This window comes from Arthrobacter sp. TJ-58, assembly GCF_058269295.1.
This window is the reverse complement of the sequence record NZ_JBZCNM010000008.1, coordinates 21787-36149: the sequence shown is the minus strand read 5'-3', so window position 1 is coordinate 36149 and position 14363 is coordinate 21787. Positions and strand designations below refer to the sequence as shown.

Here is a 14363-nt window from a genome sequence, read left to right as displayed (position 1 = left end):
TCTATTCCCGGGAGTGAAAGAGAATTCCGTTAGTGGCCGAAGGCGTCCTGGAAGAAATGCCGGTTTGCTTCCACCTTTTCGAGGAGGTCGTCGCCGCTGAAGTACTTGCGGCCAAACTCTTCCCACTCCCCAACAAACATGGTCCATTCACCGTCCACCCGGGCCGGCCAGCTGCGGCGGACCCAGTTGAGCTTTTCGTGGACTTTTTCCGGGTTGCAGGGGTCAACGGCGGTGTATTGCAGGACAGTGCAGTTGTGGATCATCTCAGACCTGTCCGCATCCCGGTCCAGGAACTCTTCATCACTCCAGCGCTCCAGCACCAGGCGCGTGGCCCACATGAATTCGCCGTGCGTCACCATCAGAACATTTTCGCGGGGGTTCTCCCGGTGCAGGGTGCTGAGGATGTTCCGGACACGGTTCTCGGCGACGTTGGCGATGGATTCCCCGGCCGGAGGAGCCCAGTACAGCGGATCACTGTCCCGGTACGACGCGTTCTGCGAGTACTTTTGGGCGAAGTCCTGCTTCGACATGGATCCAATCTCGCCCCAGGAACGCTCGCGGATCACCCGGCTTTCCTCCCAGCGCACGTCGAGTCCGAGCATTGCGGCGGTCTCCCGGGCACGGGTGAAGGTGGAGACAACGGCCCGGTCGAAGTCGATGTTCTGCTGCGCGATCCACGCCCCGGCGACTTTTGCCTGCTGCACGCCAAGTTCGGTGAGACGCCAGGAACGGTCGGGAACGGTCATGGTCTCTTCGGTGTACAGGCTCTGGTCGCCGGCTCTGGAAGCCTTTTGCATGACATTCGCTTCGCTCTGTCCGTGGCGGACGAGGAACAGATTCCGGGGCATGACCATTGATTCAAAACTCCTTCGGCGCGTGCTGATCCAGCGGTTATATCTTATGGAAGACTCCGGGGATGAATGATGACTGGTCACGACTTGAGCCCATCCTGAGATCCGGAGAAAAGCTGCGGTGGTCCGGACGCCCTGATCCTGCCGTCCGTTTTGCCCCGGCAGACATGCTCATGGTGCCGTTCAGCCTGATGTTCTGCGGCTTCACGGTCGTCTGGGAGTTTATGGTCATTACCACTGACGCCCCGTGGTTTTTTGCCCTCTGGGGAATCCCGTTCATGGGAGTTGGCCTCTACTTCCTCTTTGGCCGCTTCATCTACAAGAAGCGGCGCAAGCTGAAAACGGTTTACGCGCTCACTGACGAACGCGCCATCATCCTCACCGGCGACCGGTCGGTTCAGGACATCGGTCTAAAGGGCGGCCCGATGAAAACCGTTCGTTCCCGGGACGGCCGGCATGCCTCGGTTATCTTTGGAACCGGCCGAAACGCTGCATACCAGAACACCGGGCTGGAGTTCTTTAATCGGGGAGACCAGGGTTTCGCCTTCTTCGACATCGCGGACGCCGACACCCTGTTCCGTGAATTGGATCGCGTGCGCTGAGCGGGCTTTAGGCCGTTTGGAGCACAGCCCGCTGCCGGGCGGGCGGAAGGAAACACCAAATAAGGAGCGCGGCCGATACTGCAGGGGCAATGAACCCGGCCCCCGCCACAACAATCACTCCGACGAATGCCAGGGCCAGGCCGGCTCCAGCGGTCACGCTGAAGCGCAGCAGCGGACCTCCCGGAGCGAGCCGGGCCAAGGGAAGGGCAAAGCCGAAGCCCAGAAGAATGCCGCCGGTCAGCGTCAGCGGCCACTGCCAGGGGTGCCCGACGCCGGCAAACTGGGCTGCCGCTTCGGCCAACAGGCCTCCGGACATCAGGAGCACCGTCCATCGGATCACTCTGCCAAGCCGCGGCCGGAGCACGATTCCGGCCGCAACGGTCAGCGGCACGGCGTTGAGCGCTCCGGCAGCCAGGCCGAGGTTCATTGCGGCCGTGGAATCCTCGACGGCATTCGACCAGTCACTGCCGGTGAGCGCGAATCCCGCGCACATCAGACCGAGAACCAAGGTGGCTGCTGCAATCACGGCGACGGCCGGGCGCAGATGCCGGGGCGGGGCTGCGCCTTGGACGAGCCCCTCCTGCTGGAATGCCGACGGTGCCGCGTCACGGAATGGCACACCGGGTTTCCGGTGATCTGCTGCAGGCTGATTCTCCTTGGCAGCCCGCAGGGAGACGAACAGCAGCACTGCTGCGGCAAGCGGAGCCAGCGGGAAGGCAACCAGAAGAACCAGGCCCAGCACAAACGCCGCCGCCGCCGCGAGCAACACCCTCAGTGCACCGCGGAGAAGCCGGAAACGCTGCAGCTGCCACAGATCGTCCACTGCAGGAACCAAAGCGGCGGTCCCGGCCGTCCAGGCCGCCGCGAAGAAGAGCAGAGTGGAAGCTCCGAACCAGCCCGGATCAGTGCCGGCGTCGGCGGCCTCGAAACCAACGGACCAGCTGCCCACCGTGACAGCCGCCAACGCACACGCAGGGATTCCGGCAACCGCGGTGAACGCGGCGGCCGCTGCAGACATCCGGCCTGACTGATGCCACAGGACGACGACGGCCAGTAACAGGCCGAGGGGACCTATGAACATCGATGCCGCGACCCGGACACTTTCGGCTCCGGGCCAGTAGAGGGCATCGGTCATCAGAAGTGCAGAAGACACGAGAAAAGCCGTCAACGCCGCTGCCGCACATACCACCGCCCACACGGGTGTCGCATGTTCGCCCAGGCCGTACGCACGCCGGGACCATGCGCGGGCAGGTGACGGTTGGTGGAGGCTCATGGCGAACAACCTACCTGTCTGAGGGGGATCAGCCTAGGAAACAGGGGTCCAGACTGAGGATCGGGACAGATGGCCGCCGCGTACTCTGGAAGGGTGCGAAAAGAAACCCTTTGGGAAGCCCAAAAACGTTCATCGCCGGGCCATTCCGCCTGGTACATCTCGCGGTTCGACCAAATGCGTGAGCAGGGCATGGATCTGCACGGCGAAGCGCGGCTGATCGACGCCATGGTGCCGCGCGGGGCACGGATCCTGGACGCCGGCTGCGGCCCGGGCCGGGTGGGCGGCGAGCTGGCAGCCCGCGGGCACGACGTCGTCGGCGTGGACGTCGATCCCGAACTGATCGAAGCCGCCCGCACCGATTTCCCCGATGTTCCCTGGGTAGTGGGGGACCTGGCGGAACTGGACCTTTCGGCGGCCGGTATCGCCGAGCCTTTCGACGTGATCGTCTGCACGGGCAACGTACTCACCTTCGTTGCCCCCGGCACTCACCGTGAAGTGCTGACCCGGCTGCGGAACCATCTGGCCGACGGCGGCCGCCTGGTCACCGGGTTCGGCGCCGGCCGCGGTTACGACTTTGGAACGTTCCTCGAGGATGCTGCCGCTGTGGGGCTGAAGTGCGAACAGAAGTTCTCCACCTGGGACCTGCGCCCCTTCGCGCCGGATTCCGATTTCCTGGTGGCGGTGTTCGGCCGGGCCTGAGCCGGACTCAAGCAAGACTGTGCTGCGCCAGCCACTGCAGGCAACCTTCGCACCCGGCCTGATAAGCGGATATCCCGGTGCACCTGCGAGAATTCTGGAATGGCTCGAATAGCTGCACCGGAAGTCGGCCGTCTGCGTACCCTCACCGGATTCGTTTTGGCTCTGCTGCTTCCGCCGCTGCTGGAGTGGGGCATGTTTGTTGTGGGCAATGACCTGCTTGCCGTCGGTGTCTTGCTTCAGCTTGCCGGCGTGGTGGCGGTGGCGCTGGTGGGCGGGCTGTGGCCGGCGCTGCCGGGCGCACTGTGGAGCAGCCTCATTCTGAACTACTACTCGACCCGGCCGTTCGGGTCCCTGGAAATCGCTGATGGGGAGAACCTGCTCACCGTCCTGATTTTTGTAGCGGTTGCTGTCTCGGTATCCCTGGTGGTCGGGCTCGCGGCCCGGCGGGCCCGGGAAGCTGCGGCCGCTGCGGCCGAGGCCGCAACACTGGGGGAGCTTGCCCGGGGTGTGCTGGCCGCGGAGGACACGCTGCAGAGTTTCCTCCAGCATGTCCGCACGCATTTTAGGATGGCGGGCGCCGTGCTGTATGCCCGCCCGGCTGGTGAGGACGGAGGCGACGACGACGGCGCCGCCCGGTCCGGCACCTGGGAGGTCCTCGCCGCGGCCGGCACACAGGAGCCTTCGTCCGACGGCGGAGATCGGCAGGGGGTTGGGACGCCCGGCGAAGGTGATGCGGCAATTCTTGTTCCCGGGGGCTTGAAGCTGGTGCTGTACGGCCATGCCCTGGGGGCTCGGGAGCAGCGGTTGCTGGCGGCCTTCGGGTCCCAGCTTGCAGCGTTGCGGCAGCGGCAGCAGCTGCTGGCCACTACTGAGGAGAACCGGCGCTTGGCCGACGGGAACATCATGCGGACTGCGATCCTCCGGGCGGTCTCCCATGACCTGCGCACTCCGCTGGCGGGCATCAAGCTTTCCGTCAGCAGCCTGCGGCAGCAGGACATTGCCTTCACCCCGGAGGAAGAAGCCGAGCTGCTCGGCACCATCGAATCCTCCTCGGACCGGTTGACCTCGCTGATTGATAATCTGCTCGACATGTCCCGGCTCAGTGGTGATGCAGCCACCGCTCATCTGGGTCCCGTGCATTGGGCGGATGTATTGGCCGCCGCCCTGCGGGGTATGCCGTCGGAGAGTATTCGGATCCTGCTGGAGCCCAATACTCCTCCGGTGCAGGCCGACCTTGGCATGCTCGAGCGCGTCATCGCCAACATCGCCGAGAACGCACAAAAATACGCGGCAGATTCCGAGATCGTGGTCACTTCTGCGGTCTCCGGCATAGTCGGCGGCTTCCCGGCAAGTGAACTGCGCATCCGCGACCGTGGCCGCGGGGTCGGTAAGGACGGGCTCATCCGAATGTTCCAGCCGTTCCAGCGCCTCGATGACACCGGCACCGCAGGGGTGGGGCTGGGGCTGGCTGTCGCCCGTGGATTCACTGAAGTGATGGGCGGGGAGCTGGTTGCCGAACCGGCTCCGGGCGGCGGCCTGACGATGATTATCCGTCTCCCGCTCTCCACCGGGGTGAGGCAGTGATTACCGTCCTGATCGTTGAGGATGAACCGCAGCTCCTGCGCGCGCTCCAGATCAATCTCCGTACCCGCGGCTATCACCCGGTGACGGCCGTCGACGGCGCGTCCGCGCTTGCGGCGGCGTCCAAACATCGTCCGGACCTGGTGCTCCTTGACCTTGGCCTTCCGGACATGGACGGCGTGCAGGTTATTTCCGCTCTCCGCGCCTGGAGCCAGGTGCCGATCATTGTCCTGTCCGCCCGCCACGGTCCCGAGGACAAGGTCGAGGCCCTGGATGCGGGTGCGGATGACTATGTGACCAAGCCGTTTGGCCTTGACGAGCTATTGGCCCGCCTCCGCGCGGCCGAACGGAGATTCGTCGCCACTGCGGAAATGCCCGTGGTCAAAACAGCGGATTTTAGTCTGGACCTTGCCCGCAGAAAGGCCGAGCGACACGGCGAGCAGGTGCGGCTGACTCCGACCGAATGGAAGATTGTCGAACTGCTGGTGCGCAATCCCGGCCTGCTTGTTGAACAGCAAAAGCTGCTTCTGGAGGTCTGGGGGCCGGCGTACACCCGTGAGGCGCAGTACCTGCGGGTTTATCTGAATCAGCTGCGGCGCAAGCTGGAACCGGACCCTGCCCGTCCCCGTTACTTCACCACTGAAAACGGAATGGGATACCGCTTCGAGCCCTGACCGTGGGGACGGGCCACGGCCCGATCGCCGTGTCGGTGGTTCCTTTGCCCACGGGGGAGACAATCGGGTGTTAAGGATCCGTTAAGAACCCCTGTTTGACACCGGACCCGGGCATACATTCGAGCGAGTGACAGCAACCAAAGACCACATCATTCAGTCCCGAGGTCCCGGCCGATTCCGCCTCTGGCTTCTCGATGACGAGAACCAGCGCACTCCCGAGCCGAAGCGCCGGACAGGGTCCGCCGTGCAGCCATGGTGGAAAGTCATGTGCCTGACCGGCGTCGACTATTTCTCCACCCTGGGATATCAGCCGGCCATCGCCGCTGCTGCCGCAGGCGTCCTGGCGCCGGTCGCCACGCTTATCCTGGTTGCCGTCACCTTGTTCGGGGCGCTGCCTGTCTATAAACGCGTGGCCAGGGAGAGCCCCAACGGTGAAGGCTCCATTGCCATGCTGGAAAAGCTGTTGCCGAAATGGAGGGGCAAGCTCTTTGTGCTCGCGCTGCTGGGGTTCGCCGCCACCAGCTTCATCATCACGATCACCCTGTCAGCCGCCGACGCCAGTGCCCACCTGATCGAGAACCCCTTTGCCCCGGGTTGGCTGCACGGACAGGAGGTACCCGTGACCCTCGGGTTCCTGCTGCTCCTCGCCGCCGTCTTCCTCCGCGGGTTCCACCAGGCGATCGGCATCGCCGTCGCCCTCGTGGCCACCTTCCTCATCCTGAACCTCATCGTCGTCGTGGTCGCCGCTGCGCAGATCACCGCCAATCCCGAACCCGTCAGCGATTGGTGGACCACGCTCACCGTCCAGCACAGCAACCCGCTGACGATGATCGCCCTCGCGCTGCTGGTTTTTCCCCGGCTCGCGCTGGGACTGTCCGGGTTCGAAACCGGTGTTGTTGTCATGCCCCAGATCAAGGGGGCGCCGGGCGACACGCCGGCCAACCCCCACGGCCGGATCCTGGGAGCGCAGAAACTGCTCACCACGGCTGCAGTGATCATGAGTGGATTCCTGATCACCTCGAGCTTCGTGACGACCCTGCTCATACCTGCCTCCGAGTTTGAGGAGGGCGGTGACGCCAACGGCCGTGCGCTCGCGTACCTAGCACATCAGTACCTGGGCGAAGGCTTCGGCACCCTCTATGACATCAGCACCATAGCCATCCTCTGGTTTGCCGGTGCCTCCGCCATGACCGGGTTACTCAACCTTGTGCCGCGGTACCTGCCCCGCTACGGCATGGCGCCGGCCTGGTCGCGGGCCGTTCGACCCATGGTCCTGGTATTCACGCTGGTCGCCGCCGTGGTCACCATTGCTTTCGGCGCCGATGTTGAGGCTCAGGGCGGCGCCTATGCGACCGGAGTGCTGGTGCTGATCACCTCGGCGTCGGTGGCCGTGACACTCTCCGCCCGCCGCAGCGCTCAGCCTGCCGCCGCACTGGGATTCGGGGTGATTTCCCTGATCCTCATCTGGACCACGCTCACCAACATCTGGGACAGGCCCGACGGCGCCTGGATTGCGGCCCTGTTCATCCTCGGGATCCTCGTGGTGTCCTTCGTCTCAAGGGCCCGGCGGGCGTTTGAGCTGCGGGCCACCACCATTACCCTCGACGACGAGGCGCTGGCGTTCGTCGCAGCACAGGATTCGGGGCAGATTTCACTGATCGCCCACGAGCCCGGCCGGTCCAGTGCCGCGGCCTACCGCCGTAAATTCCAGCATGCCTGCAGCGTCAGCCACCTCGCCCCCGCGGATGAGCCGCTGTTCATCGAGGTCATGGTGGATGACTCATCGGAATTCGAAACGCACCTGTACGTGTGCGGCGTCAGGCGCCACGGGTTCCGTATCCTGCAGGTCCACAGTTCGAACGTACCGACGACGGTTGCCGCGGTGATGCTCCACATCCGCGACATCACCGGAGTCATGCCGCACGTGTACTTCCGCTGGACTGAGGGCGACCCGCTGTCGAACCTCTTCAAGTTCCTTATCTTCGGTGAAGGTGAGATTGCGCCGGTCACCCGGGAGGTGCTGCGCGAAGCAGAACCGGACGTTTCCCGCAGGCCGTGGGTGCATGTGAGCTGACGGAGCAGCGCAGCGGACTTCTTCGTTCCTGTTCAGGTCAGCATTATTTGGAAGCGAGGAGCTCCGGATGATGCAGCTGAGCCACCTGCGGATGTGCACGAAGCCAGCCCTTGAGCACGTTGGAGCCGTATGACGCCAGCATCGGGTTTTCCGGATCGTCCGAGATTCCGCGGGACTGTGCGGCCAGTTCAGCAGGAAGCTCCACCGGATCAATGACGGTGTCCAGCCGCGGGGACCAGAAGAAGGGAATGGCGTAACGGTCCACGCCGGGAGCCGGAGCCGTGACGCGGTGGATGGTGGCGGAGAGGTAACCCTGCGTGGCGACCTCGAGCATCTCGCCCAGGTTCACCACCAGTGCTCCCGGGATCGGTTCCACGGGAAGCCAAGTGTCTGACTCATGCGGACGGACTTCCAGGCCGCCCACGGAATCCTGCAGCAGCAGCGTCACGAATCCGTAGTCCGCGTGGGCACCAACGCCCTGCGTGCCGGCTTCCTTGACCACACCGCCCACGTAGTGAATGAGCTTGGCCATCCAGGCGGGCGTGCCCTCGAACGGTTCCGTGAAGTGGTCCTCCGGCAGTTCCAGTGACACGGCGATGGCGCTGAGGAGTTCGGCGCCGACCTCCGACATCAGCTCGCCCCATTCCATGGACTTTTGCCGCAGCTCCGGCAGCACCTCATCGGGGAACTGGTTGGGGCCCTGAACCAGCCAGTAAGGCTGGTCCTGCGGGTAGTCCGCGACCGGAGCCCGCTCCGGACCAAAGTCCACCTGTTCACGCGCATCGGGGCGGCCCTGCGTCAGTTCCGTGCCCAGCCGGGTGTAGCCGCGGAAGTGCGGAGACTTCCGGTTGTCCAGCTCCAGCCGGTCTTCCAGGGGCAGGGCGAAGAAGCGCTTGGTGATGTCGAACAGGTCATCCACCTTGGCTTCGCCCGCACCGTAACCCACCAGCTGAAAGAAACCGATTCGGTGAGTTGCGTCACGCAGCTGCGTGATGAACTCCGGGTTGAAAGAACCGTCGGCGTTGCGGGCCGTGCTCAGGTCCAGGACAGGGATGGAGCTGGGAATTTCAGGCATGCGACGAAGCTACCACCGCCCTCTGTCAAGTAAGTAGCAATTGTTACGCACTGATGCTCTTAGGTGCCTCTGACCTGCGCGTTTACTCACGATAAACCGGGCTTCGATGTAACACAGCGACTTATGAGGTCACCTTGCGGGTTCTTCGGGCGACTCCACGGTTCCTGGCAGGGCAGCGGGCAGGAGCCCACGGCGGCATCGAAAAAGGTCGAAGCGTGACCCGCCCGCCGCCGCGCGGGCAATGGCACGGAGGGCCGTGTCAGCGGCCCGGATCCGCAAATAATTACGAAACGTAAATATGCGCTAATCGATTCCATATGATCTGATATCTACATCAGTTTTTAGGTATGCCTTACCTGCCCAAGCGATAGGAATCTCGTTGCCCGCCTCTCTTCCTCTCCCTGGAACCTCCCGCCGTACGCTCCTCGGCGGTGCCGGTCTGGGCTTTCTGGCCCTGGCCCTGAGTGCCTGCTCCTCCCGTGAAACAGTTGCAGCTGCCGGCAGTGCCGCCGGTACCGGGGGCTTTACGGTGACAGACATGCGCGGCGTCGAAGTTTCTTTCGACGCTCCGGTGCAGCGGATCGCCACCACGGTGATCCCTTCTCCCTCCATGCTGGCCGCAGTGGACGGCGGCTACGGCCGGGTGGTGGGAATCAACGAATCCACCCTCCAGGCGAACAAGCAGGGCCTGTTCGGGGAGATGTATCCGGACTCGAAGTCCACGACCACCATCTCCCCGTCGAGCTTCACCCCCAACATTGAAACCATCACCAAGCTGCAGCCCGACGTCGTCTTCCAATGGGCGGACCAGGGCGACGGCCTGGTGGAACCGCTGGAAAACGCGGGCTTCAAGACCGTCTGCCTGCTCTACGGCACACAGGAGTACCTGGAGACCTGGGTTTCCCTCTTCTCCACGATCCTCGGCAAGCCCGAGCGCGGCACCGAGATTGTGGACTGGATGCACGCTGAGATTGCCCGCCTGAAGAAGGAACTCGCGGGCGTTACCACCCCGGTCCGCGTGGTCCACCTGGGCCAGTCCGGTGACGGCTACTCAGCCTCCAACAAGTCCTCCTACATGCACTATTGGATGGAACTGGCCGGCGGGCAGAACATGGCCGCGGACAACATTTCCGCGGAGAACGTGGTCAGCGCCGAACAGCTCATCACCTGGGACCCGGAAGTCATCACGCTGGGCGGTTTTGACGCCCGCACCCCCGCGGAGGTCTACGCCGACAAGTCACTGGCCTCCGTCTCCGCCGTGCGCAACCGCCGCGTCTACAAGGCGCCGCTGGGCGGTTACCGCTGGGAGGTCCCCTGTGCCGAGTCCCCGCTGATGTGGCAGTGGGCGGCCGAGCTGTACCACCCGCAGCTCACCGGCCATACGCTGCGCGCCGCCATGGCCGAGAAGATTGCCTACCTGTACAACTATGAGATTTCCGAAGCCCAGATCGACGCCGCCCTGCGGCTGGACCTCAACAGCGGAAGCGCCGGCTATGACGTCTTCCGCGGTTAGGGCCGGTACGACGACGACGGCGGGGGCCGCCGCCGCCCCGGCGTCGTCTTCCGGCTCCCAACCGTCACCCAAACCGTCACCCAAACCGTCGCCGCAGCCCCGGGCCCGCCGCCACCGCATCCCGCTGCTGCTGTGCGTCCTGATCCTGTGCACGGTGGCCCTGATCTCGATGGCCGCCGGCCGGTATTGGGTTCCGCCGAACGAGATCCTGCGCATCCTGGCCAACGAGGCCACTGCCCTCTTCGGCGCAGGCGGCGGCGAAGGCGCCCTGCGCCGTACGTGGACCGAGCAGGAAGCCACGGTAATCCTGGACGTACGCCTGCCCCGGGTGCTGCTGGCCTTCCTGGTGGGCGGCGCCCTGTCCCTGGGCGGTGCCTGCCTGCAGGCGCTGTTCCGCAATCCGCTGGTCAGTCCGGACATCATCGGGGTGACCGCCGGAGCCTCCTTCGGCGGAGTGCTCGTGCTGACTCTGGGCCTGTCCGGCGGCGCGATGGTGGGCGGAGCGTTCGGCTTCGGCCTGGCCGCGCTCGCCGTCGTCCTCCTGCTCGGCCGGCTCGGCGGAAGCGGCGGTCCGATGCTGATGATCGTCCTCGGCGGAATTGTGGTGGCGGCGTTCTTCAACGCCCTGGTCTCCTTCATCACCTACACCGCGGACCCGTATTCCGAACTCCCCTCGATCGTGCACTGGCTCCTGGGCTCCATTGCCGCCGCCGGTTATGACAAGGTGCTGACCGCCCTGATTCCGATTGCCGTCGGCGCAGCCGTGGTCCTGGCCATGCGGTGGCGGCTGAACGTACTCTCGCTGGGCGACGACGACGCCGCAGCCCTGGGCGTGAATCCGCACCGCTCCCGGGTGGTGCTGCTGTGCGCCGTGGCCCTCATGACCGCGGGCACCGTGGCGGTGGCCGGCGCCGTCGGCTGGGTGGGCCTGGTGGTTCCGCACCTTGCCCGGCTCTGGGTCGGCCCGGACCACCGGGTGCTCCTGCCCGCCTCGCTGCTCCTGGGCGGCACCTACCTGATGCTGATCGACACCCTCAGCCGCTCCCTCACCAGCAGCGAACTGCCGCTGGGCATCCTGACCGCCGTCATCGGCGCGCCCGTATTTGTGGTGCTGCTGGCCCGTTCCCAGAAAAAAGGCGAGATCTCATGACCACCGTCCCCGTCCTGAACACCGGGCTGATGCAGGTCTCCGGGCTGGGTTTCCGCTACTCCCGCGTCCGGCCGTGGCTGTTCCGGAACCTCGGCTTCACCTTGGAACGCGGGGAAATCCTGTCCGTCCTCGGCCCCAATGCGCGCGGCAAAACCACGCTGCTCAAATGCCTTTCCGGGCTGCTGACTCCGCGTGAGGGACAGATCCGCTCGGCCGCCGCCGTCGGCTACGTACCGCAGGACCACGGCGCCGGCGGCACTTCCTTCACCGTTGCCGAAATGGTGCTGATGGGACGCAGCCGTCACCTGCGCGCCTACCAAACCCCCCGCCGCGAGGACCACGAAGCCGCTGACGCTGCCATGGAACGGGTTGGCGTGGCCGACTGGGCTCACCGCGCCTACTCCGAGCTTTCCGGCGGACAGCGCCAGCTGGTCCTGATCGCCCGCGCCGTGGCCTCCGGATCCGAACTGCTGGTCCTGGACGAACCTGCCTCGGCACTGGATCTGCACAACCAGTCCCGCGTGCTCGGAGTCCTGGCCGGCCTGGCCGCCGACGGCATGTCAGTCATCATGACCACCCACCATCCCGACCACGCGCTGCATGTTTCCCGCAACGCACTGCTTTTTGTGGGCAGTGACGATACCCGCTGGGGTCCCACTGACGAACTTCTGACCGGTTCCGCCCTGTCCGCGGTGTACGGGCTGCCCATCTGCACGCCCACGGTCGGCACCGGCTCGGGCAACCGTGTGATCGCGGTGCCGGACTTCGGACCGTCGTGCCGCCAGGACTGCGCCGGACCGATCGCTGCTGCACCCTCCCGAAAGGACCTCCCGTGATTTACCGATTGATCGGCGGCACGCCGATGCGCGGCCAGTCTGATCCCTCCTGGCGCGGCGCGCTGGAGGACGTTGACGCCTATGACCTCGACGACGACGCCGCCCGCGCCCGGATTCTCGCCGCAGACGGCCTCATCATCAGCGGCGGCGCCGACCATCTGCTGCTGCACCGCCACCGCGAAGCGCTCACCGGATTTGTCCGTTCCGGCGGCCGCGTGCTGGTTAACGCCCAGGTGGTAACCCCGTTCATCGAGGGGCTGGCCGTTTGGCGGAAACTGGAATTCCGCGGGGCCCGGGACATCCATCCGCACGCCGTCACGGCCCATCCGGTATGGGAGGGCGTGGATTACAAGGATCTGCACTACCGCACCGGTGTGCCCGGTATCCATAGCTACGAAAAGCTGGAAGAAATCGGCGTCGCCGGCTTCTACGGGCGCGGCTACCACCTGGATTTGCCCGACGGCGCAACCGTCGTCACCGGCATCGGCCAGTACTCCCTGCCGCTGGATTACAGCTACCGTCTGGGCCGTGGGGAAGTGCTGGTTCACGGCGGCAACGACCTGGAGAGCTTCAGCGACGACCGCTACTCCATTGGCCGGATTGGCCCCAACCTGGTGGCTTGGCTTGAGGGCGGACACCGGGTGGTGGAAACGGGTCCCCCGGCGCCCGCGGCCTCAGTGGAGGCGAGCCGCGGCGCCAACCGGGCCCCCGCCGTCGGCCCCAGCAATCCTGCGCCCGGCACCGCACCGCGTATCGGCCTGCTGCACTGCGGCACCTTCCCGCCGCTGCGCACCCTGGCCGATCCCGCCCTGCAGCCGTACCGGCTCGAGTCCGTCCACCTGCCGGAGGCTGATCCCTCGGTGCTCGCCGGCCTGGACGTGATGATCGTGGGGGACCGGCTGCACGAAGGGCAGCTGGCCCGGTTTGCCCCTGCCATCCGTGCTGCACTTCAGGACCCTGGGAAAACTGTCATTGTGCTCGGTGAAAACAAGGTGGAACAGTGGCTGCCCGGGGTTGGATACACCTTCCGGCCCACCGTGTTCTGGACCTGGCGCACGGGGGAGGACAACGGCACCCGGCTGCGTCTGCCCGAGGATCCGATGTGGGAATACTTCACGCCCCGAGCGGTGTCATGGCACCATCACGGTCTGCTGCATCCGCCCGCCGGCGCGCGGTCGCCGGTGGTCATGGAGGAAAACGGCGTGGAAATTGGCGTCCTGCTCTACGTGGATGAGGTGAACCAGCCCGCCCGTCTGCTGGTGACCACCATGGATCCGGTCTATCACCACGGTTCAGGGTTTATGCCCGGCGCTTCGCAGCTGCTGTATTCACTGCTGCGCTGGGTCACCGCCACGTACGTTCCCGCCTAGGGAAACGCTCATCGAGATGCTGCCGGCCGCCACCGCGGCCGTTCCCGCCGGCGGCGTCAGCCCAGGACCAGTTTCACCGCAAGCGCCAGCATCACGATGCCGATCAGCAGGTCCAGGACCTGCCAAGTGCGCGGCCGGCTGAGGACCCCTGACAGCATCCGGGCACCGTAGCCGAGGCCGGAAAACCAGAGGATGCTGCCCAGTACGGCCCCGGCGGCGAAGATCCACCGGGCCGATTCGCCGTACTGGTTGGCCAGGCTGCCCAGCAGCACCACGGTGTCCAGATATACGTGCGGGTTCAGGAAAGTGAGGGCCAGGGTGGTGGCGATCACCGAACTGCGCGAACCCGGCCCCTGGCCGGTCAGGGCGGAGGGTTTCAGCGCGGACAGAAAGGACCGAACGGCGAACCAGACCAGGTAGGCTGCGCCGCCCCAGCGCAGGATGTCGAGGATCGGAGGGAAGCTCTCGACCAGGGCGCCGATGCCGGCGGTGCCCGCGAGGATCAGGACGGCGTCGCTCACTGCACAGAGCACCACCACCGTGCCGATGTGTTCCCGGCGGATGCCCTGGCGCAGGACAAATGCGTTCTGCGCCCCGATGGCCACGATCAGCCCCAACCCGGTTAGCAGGCCGGTTCCTCCAATGCTCCACATGCCTTCGACGGT

At 65.4% G+C, this 14363-nt stretch carries 13 protein-coding genes; 9 read left to right on the top strand and 4 right to left on the bottom strand.

The window, feature by feature from the left end; all coding sequences use genetic code 11:
• Nucleotides 1–29: 29 nt before the first annotated feature.
• Nucleotides 30–848, bottom strand: a complete 819-nt coding sequence (locus AC4D2W_RS16545) for a histidine phosphatase family protein (protein ID WP_490928007.1) — start codon at nt 846–848, stop codon at nt 30–32.
• Between the two features lie 176 nt (nt 849–1024).
• On the opposite strand from AC4D2W_RS16545, the gene AC4D2W_RS16540 reads away from it, so the two are divergent.
• On the top strand, nt 1025–1453 hold the full coding sequence (locus AC4D2W_RS16540; RefSeq protein WP_490928006.1) for a hypothetical protein: 429 nt from the start codon (nt 1025–1027) through the stop codon (nt 1451–1453).
• Nucleotides 1454–1460: 7 nt separating this feature from the next.
• Here AC4D2W_RS16540 and AC4D2W_RS16535 read toward each other — a convergent pair whose 3' ends face one another.
• Entirely contained in the window at nt 1461–2606 is a 1146-nt protein-coding gene (locus AC4D2W_RS16535) for a hypothetical protein (protein ID WP_490928005.1), read from the bottom strand.
• Between the two features lie 213 nt (nt 2607–2819).
• Between AC4D2W_RS16535 and AC4D2W_RS16530 the strand changes: the two genes are divergently transcribed.
• From AC4D2W_RS16530 to AC4D2W_RS16515, 4 genes are all read left to right on the top strand, one after another.
• Nucleotides 2820–3425: a class I SAM-dependent methyltransferase gene (locus AC4D2W_RS16530; protein ID WP_490928004.1), complete on the top strand. Its 606-nt coding sequence runs from the start codon at nt 2820–2822 to the stop codon at nt 3423–3425.
• 99 nt (nt 3426–3524) lie between these two features.
• Complete coding sequence (locus AC4D2W_RS16525; RefSeq protein ID WP_490928003.1) at nt 3525–5009, top strand: sensor histidine kinase; 1485 nt, start codon at nt 3525–3527, stop codon at nt 5007–5009.
• A complete protein-coding gene (locus AC4D2W_RS16520; protein WP_490928002.1) occupies nt 5006–5680 on the top strand; it encodes a response regulator in 675 nt (224 codons plus the stop codon). The genes AC4D2W_RS16525 and AC4D2W_RS16520 overlap by 4 nt, the downstream gene beginning before the upstream one ends.
• A 265-nt stretch (nt 5681–5945) precedes the next feature.
• On the top strand, nt 5946–7754 hold the full coding sequence (locus tag AC4D2W_RS16515) for an APC family permease (RefSeq protein ID WP_490928053.1): 1809 nt from the start codon (nt 5946–5948) through the stop codon (nt 7752–7754).
• Nucleotides 7755–7797: 43 nt separating this feature from the next.
• On the opposite strand, the gene AC4D2W_RS16510 is transcribed toward AC4D2W_RS16515, so the two are convergent.
• A complete protein-coding gene (locus AC4D2W_RS16510; protein WP_490928001.1) occupies nt 7798–8829 on the bottom strand; it encodes an isopenicillin N synthase family dioxygenase in 1032 nt (343 codons plus the stop codon).
• A gap of 379 nt (nt 8830–9208) precedes the next feature.
• Here AC4D2W_RS16510 and AC4D2W_RS16505 point away from each other — a divergent pair, with 379 nt between their 5' ends.
• Genes AC4D2W_RS16505 through AC4D2W_RS16490 form a run of 4 tightly spaced genes read left to right on the top strand, consistent with a single transcriptional unit; the run spans nt 9209 to nt 13698 of the window.
• Nucleotides 9209–10342: an ABC transporter substrate-binding protein gene (locus AC4D2W_RS16505; RefSeq protein ID WP_490928000.1), complete on the top strand. Its 1134-nt coding sequence runs from the start codon at nt 9209–9211 to the stop codon at nt 10340–10342.
• Nucleotides 10323–11492, top strand: coding sequence for a FecCD family ABC transporter permease (locus AC4D2W_RS16500; RefSeq protein WP_490927999.1), 1170 nt, complete (start codon nt 10323–10325; stop codon nt 11490–11492). Before AC4D2W_RS16505 ends, AC4D2W_RS16500 begins: the two co-directional genes overlap by 20 nt.
• Entirely contained in the window at nt 11489–12328 is an 840-nt protein-coding gene (locus tag AC4D2W_RS16495; RefSeq protein ID WP_490927998.1) for an ABC transporter ATP-binding protein, read from the top strand. Before AC4D2W_RS16500 ends, AC4D2W_RS16495 begins: the two co-directional genes overlap by 4 nt.
• Entirely contained in the window at nt 12325–13698 is a 1374-nt protein-coding gene (locus AC4D2W_RS16490) for a hypothetical protein (protein ID WP_490927996.1), read from the top strand. The genes AC4D2W_RS16495 and AC4D2W_RS16490 overlap by 4 nt, the downstream gene beginning before the upstream one ends.
• Before the next feature lie 56 nt (nt 13699–13754).
• On the opposite strand, the gene AC4D2W_RS16485 is transcribed toward AC4D2W_RS16490, so the two are convergent.
• Nucleotides 13755–14351, bottom strand: coding sequence for a LysE/ArgO family amino acid transporter (locus tag AC4D2W_RS16485; RefSeq protein ID WP_490927995.1), 597 nt, complete (start codon nt 14349–14351; stop codon nt 13755–13757).
• Nucleotides 14352–14363 lie beyond the last annotated feature (12 nt).

Bases quoted from the DNA above. Each gene is read 5' to 3' on its own strand.
- AC4D2W_RS16545 (WP_490928007.1), bottom strand. From the start codon at position 848: ATGCCCCGGAATCTGTTCCTCGTCCGCCACGGACAGAGCGAAGCGAAT.
- AC4D2W_RS16540 (WP_490928006.1), top strand. From the start codon at position 1,025: ATGGTGCCGTTCAGCCTGATGTTCTGCGGCTTCACGGTCGTCTGGGAG.
- AC4D2W_RS16525 (WP_490928003.1), top strand. From the start codon at position 3,525: ATGGCTCGAATAGCTGCACCGGAAGTCGGCCGTCTGCGTACCCTCACC.
- AC4D2W_RS16515 (WP_490928053.1), top strand. From the start codon at position 5,946: ATGTGCCTGACCGGCGTCGACTATTTCTCCACCCTGGGATATCAGCCG.
- AC4D2W_RS16510 (WP_490928001.1), bottom strand. From the start codon at position 8,829: ATGCCTGAAATTCCCAGCTCCATCCCTGTCCTGGACCTGAGCACGGCC.
- AC4D2W_RS16500 (WP_490927999.1), top strand. From the start codon at position 10,323: ATGACGTCTTCCGCGGTTAGGGCCGGTACGACGACGACGGCGGGGGCC.
- AC4D2W_RS16495 (WP_490927998.1), top strand. From the start codon at position 11,489: ATGACCACCGTCCCCGTCCTGAACACCGGGCTGATGCAGGTCTCCGGG.
- AC4D2W_RS16485 (WP_490927995.1), bottom strand. From the start codon at position 14,351: ATGTGGAGCATTGGAGGAACCGGCCTGCTAACCGGGTTGGGGCTGATC.